Source organism: Streptomyces sp. LMG1-1-1.1, assembly GCF_040815545.1.
Taxonomy (GTDB): Bacteria; Actinomycetota; Actinomycetes; order Streptomycetales; family Streptomycetaceae; genus Streptomyces.
On the sequence record NZ_JBFPNH010000001.1, the window covers coordinates 488005 to 504155 of the forward strand.

Below are 16151 nucleotides of genomic sequence, written 5' to 3' on the forward strand. Positions count from 1 at the left end.
CCGGCGACCGACGACGCCCGGGGCGCGCGACCAGCGCCCCGGGCGTCGCCCTGCCGGGCCGCCACCAGTGCCCTTACCGTCTTACGGAACGCCGTACGGAACGCCGTACGGAAAGCGGTACGGGACGTCGTAGGGAAAGCGGTACGGAACGCCGTACGGGAAGTCCTACGGGGAGAGAGAGCAGCGTCATGCCGAGGCGTCGCGTGGTCGTGGTCGGAGCCGGGATAGGGGGGCTCACGGCGGCCGTGGCCCTGCACCGCCGCGGATGGAGCGTCACCGTGTGCGAACGCGCCCCCGAAGCCCCCGTCACCGGCGCCGGCATCGGCCTCGCGCCCAACGCGCTGCGTGCCCTCCACGCCATCGGCGTCGACGTCACCAGGGTCACCGGCAGCGCCGTACCCGCCACCATGGGCGTGCGCCGCGCCGACGGCCGGTGGCTCACCCGGACCGGCACCGCCGAGCTGGCGGCGCGATACGGGATGCCCCCGATCGCCGTCCCGCGCCCGGCCCTCACCATCGCCCTGGCCGAGGGCCTGCCGACGGAGGCCCTCCGCTACGGCACCACGGTGACCGCCGTCGACGACGCCGGGAGCCGACCGGTCGTACGTACGGACGGGGGCCCGGACCTGCCCGCCGACGTGGTGGTCGCCGCCGACGGGATCCACAGCCCGCTGCGCCGCGCCTACTTCCCCGCCCACCCCGGCCTGAGCTACATCGGCGAGACCGCCTGGCGGGCCCTCGTGGAGGCCCCGGACCTGGGGATCCAGGCGATGAGCGAGACCTGGGGGAGGGGCGGGCGGTTCGGCGTGACCCCGCTCACCGACGGCCGGTTCTACCTCTACGCCACCGCCGCCGTGCCGGCCGGCCACCGGTTCGACGACCCGCGCACCGAACTCCGCCGCCGTTTCGGCTCGTGGCACGACCCGATCCCGGCCCTCCTCGACCGCGTCGACCTCCTGGACGCCACCGACGTCCTCCGCCACGACCTCCACGAACTGGCCGCCCCGCTCCCGCGTCTGCACCACGGCCGGATCGCCTGGCTCGGCGACGCCGCCCACGCCATGGCCCCGAACCTCGGCCAGGGCGGCTGCCAGGCCATCGAGGACGCGGTCATCCTCGCCCACCTCCTGCCCGCAGGGGACGGCCGTGACGGCCACACCGGTGCCGGCAACGACGGCAGTGACAGCGGTGGCGAGAGAGCCGGCAGTGACGGGGGACCCGACAGCGCCGACCACCCGGACGCCGTCCCGGCCGCTCTCGCCGCCTACACCACCGCCCGCCGCGACCGCACCGACGCCGTCCGCGTCCGGGCCCGCCGCGTCGGCCGCCTGGGCGCCCTCCGCCATCCGATCGCCGTGGCGGCCCGCGACCTCGCGGTCCGCGCCACGCCCACCCGCCTCGCCCTGCGCGGCATGGACGACCTGTTCGACGGCTTCCGCCTGCCAGACTGAGCACCGCGTAGGCGCACCCGCACCCACGTCGTGGCACGCCGGCACCAGGGGTGGGTGCGAGCGCGCGGTGCCGGACTCATCCTGCCGGGTCGCGACGGGCGGGGCTCGTCCCCGTCCCCGCCCGTCGCCGGGGTGTGTCCGTCCCGGTCGATGCCCGGACGTCATCGGCCGTCCGGTGCACGACTCTTGACGTCGTGCCACAGCCTCCGGGAGGCTCATGGGAGCGCTCCCATCCGTCCGAGTCGCTCGCGGCGGACCGGGAGACCCACCCGATCGTGCCGTCGACGGAGGTCAACCTTCCCATGCGCCGCAGAACCGCAGCCCGCGCACTCGCGCTGCCCCTGGCTCTCGCCGCCGCCCTGCTGACGGGGCTTCAACCCGCCGGCGCGGACACGGCGGTGGGCGCCTCCGGATCCCACGGGGGCCGCCTCTACACGCCGAAGTCCAACCCGGAGGCGTACGAGCAGGTGGCCGGACTCGTGCGGGGCGGGCGGTACGCGGAGGCGGCCGGGATCCTCGCCATGGTGCGTACGCCGCAGGCCGTCTGGTACGGCGATCAGGCCCCGGCCGAGGTCGAGAGCCAGGCCCGGGCGGTCGTCCGGGACGCCGCCCGCAAGGGGGCCGTTCCCGTGCTCGCCTTGTACAACGTGCCGGGCCGCGACTGCTCGAACTACTCGGGCGGCGGCGCGTCGACGACGGCCGAGTACCAGGCCTGGGTGGACGCCGTGGCGCGGGGGGTGGGCGGCCACGAGGCCATGATCGTCCTGGAGCCCGACTCGCTCGCGCTGCTGCCCGCCGACTGCGGCCAGGACGACGCCCAGGGCACCAGGACCACCGCCCGCTACAGCGAGGTGCGTTACGCCGTCGAGACCCTGGGCGGGCTCGCCCGGGCCAAGGTCTACCTCGACACCGGTCACCCGGGCTGGCACAGCGTCGGCTCCATCGTGCCGCGCCTGATCCGCGCCGGTGTCGGCGACGCCACCGGATTCTTCACCAACGTCTCCAACTACCGTACGGAGGAGGACAGTCACTGGTACGGGACGCTGATCTCCGCCTGCGTCGGCTACGTGGAGGACGGCGGTGCCGCCGCCGACTGCCCCGACCAGTACCGGCCGCGCGCGGAAGCCGAGGCGTGGATCGCGGAGCACGTGACGACGCCCGAGTCGCGGAGGAAGCACTTCGTCACGGACACGAGCCGCAACGGCCTCGGCCCGTGGACCGCGCCGGCCGGCAAGTACACCGACGCGCAGGACTGGTGCAACCCGCCCGGCCGCGGGCTCGGCGACCGGCCGACCACCGCCACCGGCGACCCGCTGTACGACGCCAAGCTCTGGATCAAGATCCCCGGCGAGTCGGACGGCCTCTGCCTGCGCGGCACCGCCGGCCCCGAGGACCCCGAACGCGGCACGGTCGATCCCGCCGCCGGCCACTGGTTCCCCGAGCAGGCGCTGGAGCTCGTACGTCTCGCACAGCCGCCGCTTCCGGCGAGGGGTCCGTTCGCGCGCGCCCGGGGGTGAACGCGTGGCGGCGGCTCGCGCGGAGCCGCCGAGGACGGGCTCGGGGCCGTTCCGGATCACTCCGGAACGGCCCCGTCGTGTCAGGTCACGGCGCCTCCCGCACCGTTCCCGTGAACTCCGGGCCGGGTACGGGCTCCCAGGAGCCGTCGTAGGTGGTCAGGGCGGCGCGCAGCGACTCGGCCGGCTCGGCCAGGGCGTCGCGGACGGTGGGCACGGTGACCTCGGTGCTCGTCTGCCCGGCGGGGATGTTCACGCCGAGGGCGAGGCCGGAGGAGGCGGCGGCCTCCGAGAGGGAGACGACGGGGTCGGGGACGTGGCCGAGCTGGCGTTCGAGCCAGGCGGGGTCGACGTCTGCGGTGGACAGTTCGGTGCCCGTGGTGACGGGCAGGAAGGAGACGTTGCCGAAGACGTCGATGTCGGCGGCGGTGGAGAGGGAGACGCGCCAGGTCAGGGAGGAGCCCTCGGTGACGTCGTCGGCGACGGGGGTCAGGGTCACGGTCGGCATGGTGTCGTCGTTCAGGGCGGTGACACCGCCCCGGTGGGAGCCGACCACGGTGCCGCGCACGGCCTTCACGAAGGCGGTGTGCCACAGGTCGTAGCCGTAACGGGTGTTGCCCCGGACCTCGATCGGGATGTCGAGGTCATGGCGCCCCGGGCGAACCGTCACCGTGCGGGAGGCGACCGCACCCGTGTCCGGATCGGGGAGGAACAGGCGGACCTGGCCGCTGCCCCGGCCGGAGACCTGGACCGGTACGCGGTAGGTGCGGACCCCGGCGTCGCCCTCCTTCACCGTCAGCCGGCCGAGGTCGACACGGGTGAGGGCGGCCGGGCGTGCCGCCGGCGTGCCGGGGCGCCAGCCCCAGGCGTCCATCAGCCAGGCGCGGCCGGTGCCGCCGCCGGGCGTCAGGTCGAGGCTGGTGACGCGCTTCAGGTCCAGGCCGGAGCGGGCCGCGGGGGTCAGCGGCACCCGGACCTCGCGCGCCCAGTAGGACGCGGTCCGCTCGGTGCCGGGCAGTCCGTCGACTCGGGTACGGCCCAGGGACGCGCGGCGGCCCGAGGCGTCGGTGACGGCGACGTCGAGCGTGGTCCCCGTGCTGTTGGGCGGGACGATGAGCCGCAGGGCCAGGGCGTCGGAACCGGCCAGGGAGACCGGGCGCGCGGAGCGGACCGTGGCGCGGGAGCCCGGGTTCGCCCACTGGAGCGCGACGGCGTCGCGGCCGGGTTCGGTGGAGGCCTCCCAGGACGCGAAGTGGGGAGACCGGCCGGACTCCTCGGGGGAGAGGCAGGAACGGGTGGCGTCGGTGTCGACCTGCGCGCAGATCCGGCCGGCGCCGGAGGCGGTCACCGCGGAGTCCGGCAGGAAGGCGGGGGTGCGGTTCCCACCGACGGCGTGGGCGAGGACCCGGACCGGGCCGGCCGACGGCGCGCGGCGGCCGGTGCCGTCGAGCAGCGGACGGACCGTGTCGTCACCGCCGACGAACAGCCGGGCCGCGGCGGCTATGTAGGTCGCGCCGGCGGCCTGCTGCCGGGTGGCGGTGAGGCGCGTCGCCGCGCCGGGGGAGCAGACCGGGTCGATGCCGTCCTCGGACGAGAAGTCGTCGAAGGCGGGGGCCTTGGCCTGCCCCGGCGTCCACTCGCTGTTGAAGTAGTTGTGGTTGGCGCCGACCATGTAGACCGCGCTGTGCAGGGCGCTGCCCCGGCTGACACCGCGCGTGCCGTCGACGAAGTTCTGGCCCTGGAGGTCGGAGACGTCGCCGTCGCAGCCCGGCAGGATCGTCATGGAGGGCACGTCGGGGGCCGGGTTGCGGCCGAAGATCGTGGGTCCGATCGGTACGGTGCCGCGGATCGTCCACCGCACGGGGCCCCGGTAGCCGTCCTCGCCCGCGGGCGGCGGGGTCAGGCTGTCGACCGCGGCCCGGTTGACGCCCTCGCCGCCCCGGGAGTGGCCGACGAGCAGCACGCGCGAGAGGTCCGCGGGCGAGGTGGCGCGCACGGCAGCCGGGGCGCCGGCGCGGTGCGCGGACCACTCCGCCCAGCGCGCCAGGTGCAGGCGCACCAAGGACGAGCGGGCCTGCGCGCCGGCGTCCTCGGCGCGGAAGTCCTGCCCGTTGATGCCGTTGGCGGATATGGAGAGGGTGACGTACCCCTGCGAGGCGAGGAGCCGCTGCGCGCGCAGGTACCCCTCGTGGCTCGGCACCGGCCGCGTCCCCGCTGCGCAGGGCCACGAGCCGTTCATCTCGTCGGTTCCGGGGGCGTAGCAGGTCGCGTGGCGGCCGTGCAGGAACAGCGCCACGGGCCGCTTCCCCGGTGCGTCGGCGGGTCCCACCACGGTGGCGCGCATCTCGATCGGCTCCGGGTATCCCGGCAGGCGTACGGAGGCGAGGTCGTACGAGCCCTTGACCGTCCGGTAGCGCCCGGGCTTCCCGGGGTCGACCGCGTTGACCGGCAGCGGTGCCTCCGGCAGGGCGGCCGGGGCGGCCGGGGCGGCCGGGGTGGTGGGAGTGGCGGGAGTGGCGGGAGTGGCGGGGCGGAGTCGTGCCGCGCCGCTCGGCGCGACCCCGCCCAGGGGTCGCCCGCCCGCCGTCACCCGCAGTCGCGTCCCCTCGTCGAGGCGGATGGCCCCCAGGGGCAGTCGGAAGGTACGGCCGTCCGGCTGCGCGGTCGGGTGGCCGAGCAGCCGGTCGCCCGCCTGGAACTCGACCCGGGCGTCGCCCATGGGCACGGGCTCGGGTGACGTCCAGACCAGCTGCCTGCCCGCACCTGCTCCGGTGACCTTCCAGCCCTCGGGGAGTCGGAGGTCCCCGTAGCGGCTCGCGAGGGTCGTCGACGGCTCCCCGGGCGGCGCCTGCGCGAAGGCCGGTCCGGGCGACACCGCCGCCAGTGCGAGTAACGCCGCGGCGGTGGCCGCGGCGCGTGTGACACGTATCAAAGCGGTCTTCCTCACGATCGGTCCTGTCCGGGCACCGGGAGTGGCTTCGACCTGCCTCGGGCCCCGTTTCCCTGGCGCCCCCCGCTCCCCTCGTGCCCCTCTCGTCACCGGAGGACGGCAACAAGAACGCCGGGGTTGCTTTTTGACGTATGAACAGATCGTCGGAGTATGCGAACGGGGCGCGTTCGTGCATGCCGTGCATGTGTGCCGTGCGTGCTCACCGGGTGTCCTCCCCGCGCGTGCTCACCGCGCGCCCGCCGCCGGTGTTCAGGGCGGGCGGGACGGGCCTGACGGGTGATGTTCGAGCGGGTCGGCGGGGACCCGCCCGTCCCGGGGGAGCGGCGGGCCGATACTCCGGCCATGAGCCCAGCACGTACCTCGCCCCGGACGCGCGTCGCCGCGCTCACCGCGCTCCTCGCCCTCGGCGTCCTCACCGCCCCGGTGGAGGCCGTCGGGACGCCATCGGCCGAAGGGGGCCACCAGCGGCCCTGCGTCGTCTCCCGCGTGCCCGACCGCGGACCGGCCCGCGACGTCCTGCGGATCGCCGAGCGTGCCAAGGCGGAGATGGACCTCAAGTCGGTCATCGTGCGGGTCACCGTCGACGGCCGCGAGGTCGTCACCGGCGCGCTCGGCGAGTCGATGACCGGCGTACCGGCCACCCCCGCCATGCACTTCCGCAACGGCAACGTGGCGATCAGCTACATGGCCACCGCCCTCCTGCGCCTGGTCGACCAGGGCAGGGTCGGTCTCGACGACCCCGTCGCCCGCTGGCTGCCCGACCTCCAGGACGGTGGGCGGATCACCCTGCGGATGCTGGCCGCCTCCACCACCGGCCTCGTCGACTACGTCCACCTCCCCGCGTTCCAGCGGGCCGTCGTCGCCGACCCGTACCGCCAGTGGACGCCGAAGGAGCTCGTGGCCCTCGCCACCGCCGAGGACCGGTGGTACGAGCCGGGCACCAACTGGAGCTACTCGCACGCCAATTTCGTCCTCCTCGGCGCCGCCCTGGAGAAGATCACCGGGACCCGGCTCGACGTCCTCCTGAAGGAAGAGGTCCTGCGCCCGCTCGGACTGCGCGAGACCCGCAACGCCTTCACCCCCGACATCCCCGAACCCGTCCTGCACGCCTTCACCGCCGACCGGGGCACGTACGAGGAGTCCACCTACTGGAACCCCTCGTGGACCACCGCCCCCGGCGCCGTGCAGACCACCGACATCTGCGACCTGGCCCGCTCGGCCGGCGGCATCGGCTCGGGCCGGCTGCTCTCCCCGGAGGGGTACCGGGAACTGCTGAACCCGGGAACGGTCGGTCTGGGCCACCCCACCCGCACATGCCCGGCGACGGTCTGCCTCGCGCAGACCGAGGCCACCCACTACGGCTTGGGGCTGCTCGTCCTCGGCGACTGGGTCGCCCAACACCCCCTTTTCTTCGGCTACTCCGCCGCCCAGGCCTATCTCCCGTCCGAGCGCCTGGCCATCGCGGTCTCGACCACGAACGGTCCCGCCGCCGCGAGCGGACACAGCGCCCACGCGATCACCCAGCGCATCGCAGCCGCCCTCGCCGCCGACCACCCCATCCCCGACTTCGGCTGACCCGCTCGCCCGGGCGGGGCCGGTGTCCTCAGCGGACTCCGGCCCCGTGGACCCCGGCTCCGCCGTGGACCCCGGCCCCGTCGTGGACCCCGGCCCCGTCGTGGACCCCGGCCCCGTCGTGGACCCCGGCCCCGTCGTGGACCCCGGCCCCGTCGCTGACCCCCTGGATGACGACCTTCCCGAAGGACGTGCCGCCGGCGTAGTACGCGTACGCCTCGGGCGCCTCCTCGAAGGGGAAGACGCGGTCGACGACGGGCCGCAGGCCGTGCTTCGTGATCACCTCGTTCATGGCGGTGAACTGGGCGCGGCTGCCGACGGCCACCGCGCGGACGGTGGCGCCGGAGGCGAAGAGGGCGCGGGGGTCGAGCGGCGGGGCGGTCCGGCCGACGAAGCCGACGCACGCGATGGTGCCGGCGAGGGCGATGGCGCGGACGGAGTCGTGGAGGAGCCCGGCGACGTCGACGACGCGGTCGGCGCCCCGGCCGCCGGTGAGCCGGCGGACCTCGGCGGCCCAGTCGGGGACGGCCCGGTAGTCGATCACCTCGTCGGCGCCGAGCTCCCGCAGCCGTCCGGCCTTGCCGGGGCCGCCGGTGGTGGCGATCACCCGGGCGCCGAGCGCTTTGGCGAACTGCAGGGCGAACAGGGACACGCCGCCGGATCCCTGCACGACGACCGTGTCGCCGGGGCGGACGCCCGCCGCGTCGCCGGTGAGGGCGTTCCAGGCGGTGACCGCCACGCAGGGCAGCGTCGAGGCCTCCTCGTACGAGAGGTGCGCGGGTACGGGGACGAGTGACTCCGCGTCGACCACGGCGAGTTCGGTGAGCATGCCGTCCAGCGAGCTGCCGCGCTGCGCGAGGTGCTCGGCGCCGAACGGACCGTCCCGCCAGGACGGGAACAGCGTGGCCATCACCCGGTCGCCGACGTCCACCCCCTCGACGCCGGGGCCGAGCGCGACCACCTCGCCCGCGCCGTCGGAGAGGGGGACCACGTCCGGTTTCACCGGCAGGACGTAATCGCCGTCGAGCACCAGCAGTTCGCGGTAGCCGAGCGAGGTCGCGCGCACCGCCACCAGTGCCTGGCCGGGTCCGGGGACGGGGGCGTCGTGCGTGCGGACGGAGAGGCCGGCCAGTCCGGCCCCGGTGTGCGACAGGTGGTAACTCCGCATCGGGGGAAGGCCTTTCGTGAGGTGGGAACGGGAAGGGCGGGCAGGGGAGCGGTACGTCAGGCCGTGGCGGTCTCGGACGCCAGGGGGACCTCGCCCGCCGTCTTGCTGAAGCCGAGGGCCTCGACGACGCGGCCGTCGGCGACGCGCATGACGTTGACGCCGCGGACCCACTGGTCGGGGCCGTCGCCGAAGCGGTAGGTCCACAGGATGGTGGCGCGGTCGCCCGCGACGATCACCTCCTGCGGGGAGAACAGCGCCGTGCGGTCCCCGGCGAGCGCGGCCCACCAGGCCGTACAGGCCTCGCGGCCCAGGACCCGTTCCCCGACGGGGGCGGGCTGGACGCTCTCCATGACGCAGTCGTCGGCGATGAGACCGGCCAGGAGGCCGGGCTCGTGGCCGGTGAAGGCGCGGTTGAACCGGTCGATGACCTCGGCGGTGGTGCGTACGGACATGACGCCTCCCTCGGAGCGGGCTCGGACGGGCCCGGAAGAGATAGACCGTTCGGTCTCCTGGCTCCATAGATAGACCGGTTGATCTACCGAGTCAAGGGGTGGCACACTCGACCCATGACCACCACCGCCAAGCCGGGCCCCCGCGAACGGCTGCTGCGCGCCGCGCAGGAGCTCACGTACACCCAGGGCGTCGGCGTCGGTGTGGACGCCCTGCTCAAGTCGGCGAACGTCGCCCGCCGTTCGCTGTACGAGCACTTCGGCGGCAAGGACGGACTGATCGCCGAAGCGCTCCGGCGCAGCACCGCCGAGGACGAGGAGGAGTACCGCACCACGATGGCCGCCGCGGGCGACGACCCCCGCGCCCGGCTCCTCGCGGTCGTCGACCGCCTCGGCGTCGTCGTGTCCGCCCCCGGCTTCCACGGCTGCCGCTACCTCGCCGCCGACCTCGCCCTGACGGACCCGGCCCACCCCGCCCACGACGTCACCCGCGCCTACCGGCGCACCGTCCACGGGCTCATCGCCGACGAACTCGTCGCCCTCGGCCACGCCCGCCCCGGCTTCGCCGCCGACCAGCTCCTCCTCCTCGTCGACGGCCTCCTCGCCGCCGGCGCCACCCGCCCCGACATCCGCCCCGCACCCGCGGCCCGCGAACTGGCCGAGCACATCATCGACTCCGGCCTCCCCGCGGCCGGTGCGCCCACGTCCTGACCCACCGGGCCGCGCACCGACCGCACCGAAATCCGCATGCGCGGTTCCGCACGGCACTGGCAGCATGCCGGGATGGTCCACGCTCTCGAACGTCTGGTCGTCCGGCACACGCACCGCCTCCCCGTCCCGACCGCGGTCGGGCGGGACGGAGCCGGCGGCGGAGCCGTCGCGGCACGCCGGTTCGACGCCGCGCTGATGTCCGTCGGGTTCAAGCTCTCCGCCGAACTGCTCGAAGAGCTCTCCGGGCGGGCGCCGGAGACGGTCGTCGCCCTCGCCGCCCGGACGCTGGACACCGTCCGCGAGATCGTCGGCGACCACGTGCGGCACAACGTCTACTTCGTGGACTTCCCCGCCCACGTTCCCGACACCCTCGACTTCTGGCGGGAGCGCGTCGCCGAGGCGCTCGGCGACGAGAAGTCCCGGGCCGGCGTCCTGGAGCAGCTCAGCGACGGCGCCGTCGACCTGCTCACCCTCCCGTCCTACGGAACGTACCGCCACACCTACGCCGACCTGCTCGCCGCGCACGACGAGCTGATCGCCGCCGCCGGCGACCGCATCACGGTCCTGCACCTCGCCGGCGCCCCGGACGACGAGGCCGCCGCCCTCTACCTGGCCCTGGCCGGAAGCGTGACGCCGCTCGGCGAGGACGACCTGAAGGACCTCGCGGTGCTCGCCGGGCACTGCGTCGACGGGCCCCAGCCGGAGACGATCCCGGTCCGCGAGAGCCGCGCCGTCGTCAACCGGGCCCGGCTCGCCGCGGGCGCGGACCTCCTCCTCGACACCGTCACCGACGTCCTCCGCCTCGCCTGCGCGCTCTCCGGCGGCGACGTCACCCTGCGGGAGCCCACCCGCTTCCGCGCCCTGTCCCGCCCGGTCCGCCGCGCCGTCCTCGCGGGCCTCGACGCCGTCGTCGCCGCCGCCCCCGCCAAGCTCGCCGACGTCGCCGCGCACCGCGAGCCGTGGAAGCGCCTCGGCGAGCGGCTGCACCCGCACGAGTACCCGCGGTGGCCGCACGCCGCCGAGGTCTTCGCCGTCGCCCGCGGCGAGCGGCGGGCACGGTCCTTCGACAGCCTCGTCGAGGAGCGCCTCGGCCGGAACGACGTCACCGGAGCGGCGGAACTGCTGACCGCCGCGCCGGGCCGGCTGTTCCGCGCCCTCGACCGGCTGCTGCGCACGGCGGACGGGCCCGAGCGCCGCGAGGCCGTCCTGGCCGCCGCCGAGCGGGCCGCGCCGCACGTCGCCGGCCGCGTCGTGCTGTCCCTCCGCGAACACGTCCAGAACCGCGCCGACGGGGGAGCGAAGCAGCGGGTGTTCGTCAACAGGACCGGCGGCGCCTGGGTCACCGCCGACACCCGGCCGCCGCTGCCGGAGGACGTACGCGAGCGGCTGCTCGCGCTCCTGGACGACGAGACGCGCCGCCGGCTGCCAGCCCCGGGGCACCTCGTCGTCGACCCGGCCGTCCTCGACGTCGCCCTCCCGCTCAGCGGCCGGGCGACCGCGGCGGGCCTCGGCGTCCTGCCGCGCGGCTCCGTCTCGCCCGTCGACGGCGAACTGCTGCGCTTCTTCATGTACTGGAAGCAGACCCGCCGCTCCACCGACTACGACCTGTCCGCGCTCATCCTGGACGCCGACTACGAGACCGTCACCTGGCTCTCGTACACCACGCTCACCGCACTGGAGGGCGAGCACTCCGGCGACATCACCAACGCGCCCGACGGTGCCTCCGAGTTCATCAACCTGCGGCTCGGAGCCGTACGCGGCACGTTCCTCGTCCCGCAGGTCGACATCTACTCCGGGGAGGACTTCGAGCAGGTCGACGAGTCGTTCTTCGGCTACATGCTGCGCGACGCCGAGCAGGCCGGCCGCCCCTTCGAACCCCGCACCGTCCGCATGAAGTCGGACCTGCGCGGCCCCGGCCGGGTCGCGCTGCCGCTCGCCTTCCAGCGCGACGACGACGGCCGCTGGCACGCACGCTGGCTGCACCTCCACCTCCGGGGCCAGCCGTCGGCGAACCGCGTCGAGGAGAACCGGGTGTCGGTCGCCGTCCTGCTCCGCGGCCTGCTGGCCCGCACCCCGCTGACGGTCCGCCACCTCACGGAGCTGATGGCGGACACCGCCACCACCACGTCCCTGTGGGACGGCGAGGCGGCGGCCCCCTGGGACGAAGGGACCGTGCCGGACGGCCCCGTGACCTACATCGGCCTGGAGCGCCCCGCCGGCCTCCCCGCCGGCGCGCGCGTCCTCACCCCGGAAAACCTGCGCGACCTGATCCCGTCCTGACTGCTACGGTCGTCCCGGGCGAGGCCATGAAGAGGCTTCCTTCTCACACTCCCTGAATAGCCTCTTCGCTTTCCCCGCCCCTCCACGGCACCCCGGTCCACGCGGCCGGGGTTCGCCGTGTGCCCCCCCGTTCGGCCGGTGCGAGCGTGGCGTGACCGTGTCCAGGCGCGCGCCCGCCCGTTGTGTGGGTGTGATCTCAACCCGACGCATTTCCTCTGTTCTGGCCGTCGCCGCCGCCTTCTCGTGCCTCGGCGGAGCCGCGACCTCCGCCGTCGCCGCCACCGGCCCGCTCGGCCCGCCGATCAACCCGGTCACCGAGCTCGACTCCCTCACCACGACCGGCATCCCCGAGGAGTCCCGCGACCGCTTCCCCGGCATCGCCGACCAGCTGGGCGGCCTCAACCGGCTGAACGACCTGAACCAGGTCCACCAGCTCACCGACCTGGCCGCGCCCGCCACCGGGCTGCTCCCCGAGGTCTCCGCCTGACCGACCGTCCCGCCGGACGACGCCTCCGGACCGGCACCGTGCGCCACGCCACGGTGCCGGTCCGCCGTCCTGTACGGGGCTATCCATCGACAGGAACCTCAGGAGCTCCTCGACGGCGGCGGGGACGAGCCGGGGATCCGCCCGGAGCTCGGCGAGCCGGATGACGATCGACGGCACCGGGAGCGCGAACGCGCCGACCAGCTCGGCCGGCGGTCCCTTGGCCTCCACCGCGTCCAGGAGCCGGTCCACGGTCTCCTGGATGCGGGGCCGCAGGCCGTCGGCGCGTTTGAGCCTGGGTGCGCTCGGCCAGATGGCTCGAATGTCGCTGGTCGCCCGGATAAACCACGGGCGAAGCAAGATCACTGCATTGAGGTAATGCCATCGGGCTCTCGGGGCGAGCCGGGCTTACCGGCCGTTACTGTTCCCCGGGATCTGGACGAATTCCCAGAGATTGACCCCCTTTCCATCCACTTCCACCGGTTGGCATGCATCCGCCGATCCGTCCGCACGCGAAGGAGAGCCCGCCCCCATGACCGTTGAGACCGGCCCGGAAGTCCAGGTGGAGCCGCCCCGGCAGTCCAGCCTCAGCACCGCGGCCGCCCGCAACCTCGCCACCACCACCAAGTCCGCCCCGCAGATGCAGGAGATCAGCTCCCGCTGGCTGCTGCGGATGCTTCCGTGGGTGGAGACCAAGGGCGGCGCCTACCGCGTGAACCGCCGGCTGAGCTACACCGTCGGCGACGGGCGCATCGAGTTCGTCCAGGACGGCAGCCGCGTCCGGGTGATCCCCCGCGAACTCGGCGAACTCGCCCTGCTGCGCGGCTTCGAGGACGACGCGGTACTCGGCGCCATCGCCGACCGCTGCGTGCAGCGCGACTTCCGCGCCGGCGAGGTGCTGGTCGAGCGCGGCACCCCCGCCGAGCAGATCCACATGATCGCCCACGGCCGGATCGGCCAGACCTCCGTCGGCAAGTACGGCGACGAGGTCGCCGTCTCCGTGCTCGCCGACGGCGACAGGTTCGGCGAGAACGCCCTTCTGGACGCCGACGCCAGGTGGGACTACACGGCCACCGCCGAGACCTCCGGCACCCTGCTCACCCTCTCCCGCGCCGACTTCGCCTCCGTCGTCGGCCAGGCACCCGGACTCGCCTCGCACATCGAGGAGTTCGGCTCGCTGCCCCGGCAGCGGCAGAACAAGCACGGCGAGGCCGAGATCGCGATGTCGGCCGGCCACGTCGGCGAGGTCGCCCTGCCCGGCGCCTTCGTCGACTACGAGCTCAAGCCGCGCGAGTACGAACTCTCGGTGGCCCAGACCGTCCTCAAGGTCCACACCCGGGTCGCCGACCTCTACAACGGGCCGATGAACCAGACGGAGGAGCAGCTCCGCCTGACCATCGAGGCGCTGCGCGAGCGCCAGGAGCACGAGCTCATCAACAACCCGGAGTTCGGCCTCCTCGCCAACGCCGACTTCAAGCAGCGGATCCAGCCCCACTCCGGCCCGCCCACCCCGGACGACCTCGACGAGCTGCTCTGCCGCCGCCGCAGCACCAAGCTCTTCCTGGCCCACCCCCGGACGATCGCGGCGATCGGCCGCGAGTGGAACGCCGCCGGCCTCTACCCGGACACCGTCGAACTCCACGGGCAGCGGGTCCCGGCCTGGCGCGGGGTCCCGATCCTCCCCTGCAACAAGATCCCCATCAGCAAGGAGAACACCAGCTCGATCCTCGCCATGCGTCTCGGCGAGGACAACCAGGGCGTCGTCGGACTCCGCCAGACCGGCCTGCCGGAGGAGTACGAGCCGGGCCTCTCGGTGCGCTTCATGGGGATCAGCGAGCAGGCGATCATGTCGTACCTCGTCACCACCTACTACTCGGCCGCGATCCTGGTGCCCAACGCGCTCGGCGTGCTGGAGAACGTGCAGATCGCCCGCCGGCGCGACTAGGCACACCCGGCGCGGCGGCGCGGCACCTCGCCGCGATGCCCCAGCGCCCGACGCTCCGTCACCGGGGCGCGCCGGCGCCCTGCGACGCGCCCCTCGGCCCGGACGGGCCGGGGGAGCCCATGCGCCGGACCCCGCGCCCCGTCCCACCCTGATCCGCCGGGCGCGCCCCAGGGCACGCCCGGGGCCTCCCCCCCCGCACACGACCGCCTCCCGGAGCCCTTCCGGGCCGGGCCGGCGCGCCCGGAACACGGGACGGCCCACCCACCTCTCCAAGGAGCCACGGATGCCCGACGCCGGGCTTTCCCCTCTGCCGTCGAGCCTGCCCTCCGCTGCGGCCCGGTTCGCCGCCCGCGTCCTCGCCGACGCGGCGGCGCACGGCCTCGCCGGAGCGCAGGCCGCCCCCACCGAAGCCCCCACCGAAGCCCTCACCGACGTCCCGACCGAACGCCCGACCAGCACCCCCGCGGCCGACCCCGCGGTCGACCCCGCCGGAGCGCCCGGGGCCGCCACCGTGGCCGCCCCGACCCGGCCCGACCTGGGGCGGGTCCTGGGCGGTCCCCGCGGCCTGGGCACGGCGGGGCTGTCCCTGGTCCCGCGCGCGGAACCTCCGGCGGCGCCCTCGGGGCCGCCCGCGGACGCCCTGATCATCCCGGGCCTCTACTACCACCCGGTGCCGGAGCCCGACCCGGTACGGGTGGACGAGGTCAGCCTCCGCATCAAGTCCTGGGCGGTGGACGAGGTCCAGCTGTTCCCGGACGACTGGGAGGGGGAGTTCGACGGCTTCTCCGTCGGGCGCTACATGGTCGCCTGCCATCCGGACGCCCCGACCGTCGAGCACCTGATGATCGCCACCCGGCTGATGGTCGCCGAGAACGCGGTCGACGACTGCTACTGCGAGGACCACGGCGGCTCGCCCGTCGGTCTGGGCGGCCGGCTCCTGCTCGCGCACACCGCGCTCGACCCGCTCCACTCGACGGCGGAGTACCAGCCGCACTGGGCGGAGTCGCTGCACGCGGACGCGCCCCGGCGGGCCTACCGGTCCGCCATGGAGTACCTCGTCGCGCAGGCGACGCCCTCCCAGGCGGACCGCTTCCGGCACGACATGGCCCGGCTGCACCTGGGCTACCTCGCCGAGGCGGCGTGGACGGAGACGAACCACGTGCCGGAGGTGTGGGAGTACCTGGTGATGCGCCAGTTCAACAACTTCCGCCCCTGTCCCACCATCACCGACACCGTCGGCGGCTACGAGCTGCCCGCCGACCTGCACGCCCAGCCGGGCATGCAGCGGGTCCTGGCGCTGGCCGGCAACGCCAGCACGATCGTCAACGACCTGTACTCGTACACCAAGGAACTCGCCGGCCCCGGCCGGCACATGAACCTGCCCGTGGTGCTCGCCGAGCGCGAGTCCCTCTCGGAGAAGGACGCCTATCTGAAGGCGGTCGAGGTCCACAACGACCTCATGCGCGACTTCGAGGCCGCCTCCGCCGAGCTGGCCGCCGCCTGTCCCGTCCCGAGCGTGCTCCGCTTCCTGCGGGGCGTGGCCGTGTGGGTCGACGGCAACCACTACTGGCACCAGACCAACACGTACCGATACAGCCTGCCCGATTTCTGGTAAGAACGGATTCTT

General features: G+C 74.5%; 11 protein-coding genes and 1 pseudogene. 8 read left to right on the plus strand and 4 right to left on the minus strand.

Features of this window, described 5'->3' with window-relative positions; genetic code table 11:
- Positions 1 to 188: 188 nt before the first annotated feature.
- Together MRBLMG1_RS02015 and MRBLMG1_RS02020 are read left to right on the plus strand one after the other, a co-directional pair.
- Positions 189 to 1451 (plus strand): FAD-dependent monooxygenase, encoded by a 1263-nt coding sequence (locus MRBLMG1_RS02015; protein WP_367820028.1) that lies wholly within the window; start codon positions 189 to 191, stop codon positions 1449 to 1451.
- A gap of 194 nt (positions 1452 to 1645) precedes the next feature.
- Positions 1646 to 2968, plus strand: a complete 1323-nt coding sequence (locus tag MRBLMG1_RS02020; RefSeq protein WP_367820030.1) for a glycoside hydrolase family 6 protein — start codon at positions 1646 to 1648, stop codon at positions 2966 to 2968.
- A gap of 85 nt (positions 2969 to 3053) precedes the next feature.
- Here MRBLMG1_RS02020 and MRBLMG1_RS02025 read toward each other — a convergent pair whose 3' ends face one another.
- Positions 3054 to 5897 (minus strand): alpha/beta hydrolase family protein, encoded by a 2844-nt coding sequence (locus tag MRBLMG1_RS02025; protein WP_367820032.1) that lies wholly within the window; start codon positions 5895 to 5897, stop codon positions 3054 to 3056.
- A 360-nt stretch (positions 5898 to 6257) separates the two neighbouring features.
- Between MRBLMG1_RS02025 and MRBLMG1_RS02030 the strand changes: the two genes are divergently transcribed.
- Positions 6258 to 7490 carry a serine hydrolase domain-containing protein gene (locus MRBLMG1_RS02030; RefSeq protein WP_367820034.1) on the plus strand — a complete coding sequence of 411 codons (1233 nt, stop codon included), beginning with the start codon at positions 6258 to 6260 and terminating at the stop codon, positions 7488 to 7490.
- Between the two features lie 28 nt (positions 7491 to 7518).
- Here MRBLMG1_RS02030 and MRBLMG1_RS02035 read toward each other — a convergent pair whose 3' ends face one another.
- Both MRBLMG1_RS02035 and MRBLMG1_RS02040 read right to left on the minus strand, forming a co-directional pair.
- Positions 7519 to 8655, minus strand: a complete 1137-nt coding sequence (locus MRBLMG1_RS02035; RefSeq protein WP_367820036.1) for a zinc-dependent alcohol dehydrogenase family protein — start codon at positions 8653 to 8655, stop codon at positions 7519 to 7521.
- 56 nt (positions 8656 to 8711) lie between these two features.
- Positions 8712 to 9107, minus strand: coding sequence for a nuclear transport factor 2 family protein (locus MRBLMG1_RS02040; RefSeq protein WP_367820038.1), 396 nt, complete (start codon positions 9105 to 9107; stop codon positions 8712 to 8714).
- A gap of 114 nt (positions 9108 to 9221) precedes the next feature.
- On the opposite strand from MRBLMG1_RS02040, the gene MRBLMG1_RS02045 reads away from it, so the two are divergent.
- The 3 genes from MRBLMG1_RS02045 to MRBLMG1_RS02055 all read left to right on the plus strand — a co-directional run bounded on the left by MRBLMG1_RS02045 (position 9222) and on the right by MRBLMG1_RS02055 (position 12582).
- Positions 9222 to 9815: a TetR/AcrR family transcriptional regulator gene (locus MRBLMG1_RS02045; RefSeq protein WP_367820040.1), complete on the plus strand. Its 594-nt coding sequence runs from the start codon at positions 9222 to 9224 to the stop codon at positions 9813 to 9815.
- A gap of 72 nt (positions 9816 to 9887) precedes the next feature.
- Positions 9888 to 12095, plus strand: coding sequence for a hypothetical protein (locus tag MRBLMG1_RS02050; RefSeq protein WP_367820042.1), 2208 nt, complete (start codon positions 9888 to 9890; stop codon positions 12093 to 12095).
- Positions 12096 to 12285: 190 nt separating this feature from the next.
- Positions 12286 to 12582 (plus strand): hypothetical protein, encoded by a 297-nt coding sequence (locus tag MRBLMG1_RS02055; protein WP_367820044.1) that lies wholly within the window; start codon positions 12286 to 12288, stop codon positions 12580 to 12582.
- Between the two features lie 159 nt (positions 12583 to 12741).
- On the opposite strand, the pseudogene MRBLMG1_RS02060 reads toward MRBLMG1_RS02055, so the two are convergent.
- Positions 12742 to 12873, minus strand: a pseudogene (locus tag MRBLMG1_RS02060) (cytochrome P450); the annotation flags it as partial.
- Between the two features lie 238 nt (positions 12874 to 13111).
- Here MRBLMG1_RS02060 and MRBLMG1_RS02065 point away from each other — a divergent pair.
- Together MRBLMG1_RS02065 and MRBLMG1_RS02070 are read left to right on the plus strand one after the other, a co-directional pair.
- Positions 13112 to 14524: a family 2B encapsulin nanocompartment shell protein gene (locus MRBLMG1_RS02065; RefSeq protein ID WP_367820046.1), complete on the plus strand. Its 1413-nt coding sequence runs from the start codon at positions 13112 to 13114 to the stop codon at positions 14522 to 14524.
- Positions 14525 to 14807: 283 nt separating this feature from the next.
- Complete coding sequence (locus MRBLMG1_RS02070) at positions 14808 to 16139, plus strand: family 2 encapsulin nanocompartment cargo protein terpene cyclase (RefSeq protein ID WP_367820047.1); 1332 nt, start codon at positions 14808 to 14810, stop codon at positions 16137 to 16139.
- Positions 16140 to 16151: the final 12 nt, after the last annotated feature.

What these genes read in the sequence shown, in the direction of transcription:
- MRBLMG1_RS02015 (WP_367820028.1), top strand. Translation starts at nt 189, where the DNA reads ATGCCGAGGCGTCGCGTGGTCGTGGTCGGAGCCGGGATAGGGGGGCTC.
- MRBLMG1_RS02030 (WP_367820034.1), top strand. Translation starts at nt 6,258, where the DNA reads ATGAGCCCAGCACGTACCTCGCCCCGGACGCGCGTCGCCGCGCTCACC.
- MRBLMG1_RS02035 (WP_367820036.1), bottom strand. Translation starts at nt 8,655, where the DNA reads ATGCGGAGTTACCACCTGTCGCACACCGGGGCCGGACTGGCCGGCCTC.
- MRBLMG1_RS02040 (WP_367820038.1), bottom strand. Translation starts at nt 9,107, where the DNA reads ATGTCCGTACGCACCACCGCCGAGGTCATCGACCGGTTCAACCGCGCC.
- MRBLMG1_RS02045 (WP_367820040.1), top strand. Translation starts at nt 9,222, where the DNA reads ATGACCACCACCGCCAAGCCGGGCCCCCGCGAACGGCTGCTGCGCGCC.
- MRBLMG1_RS02050 (WP_367820042.1), top strand. Translation starts at nt 9,888, where the DNA reads ATGGTCCACGCTCTCGAACGTCTGGTCGTCCGGCACACGCACCGCCTC.
- MRBLMG1_RS02065 (WP_367820046.1), top strand. Translation starts at nt 13,112, where the DNA reads ATGACCGTTGAGACCGGCCCGGAAGTCCAGGTGGAGCCGCCCCGGCAG.
- MRBLMG1_RS02070 (WP_367820047.1), top strand. Translation starts at nt 14,808, where the DNA reads ATGCCCGACGCCGGGCTTTCCCCTCTGCCGTCGAGCCTGCCCTCCGCT.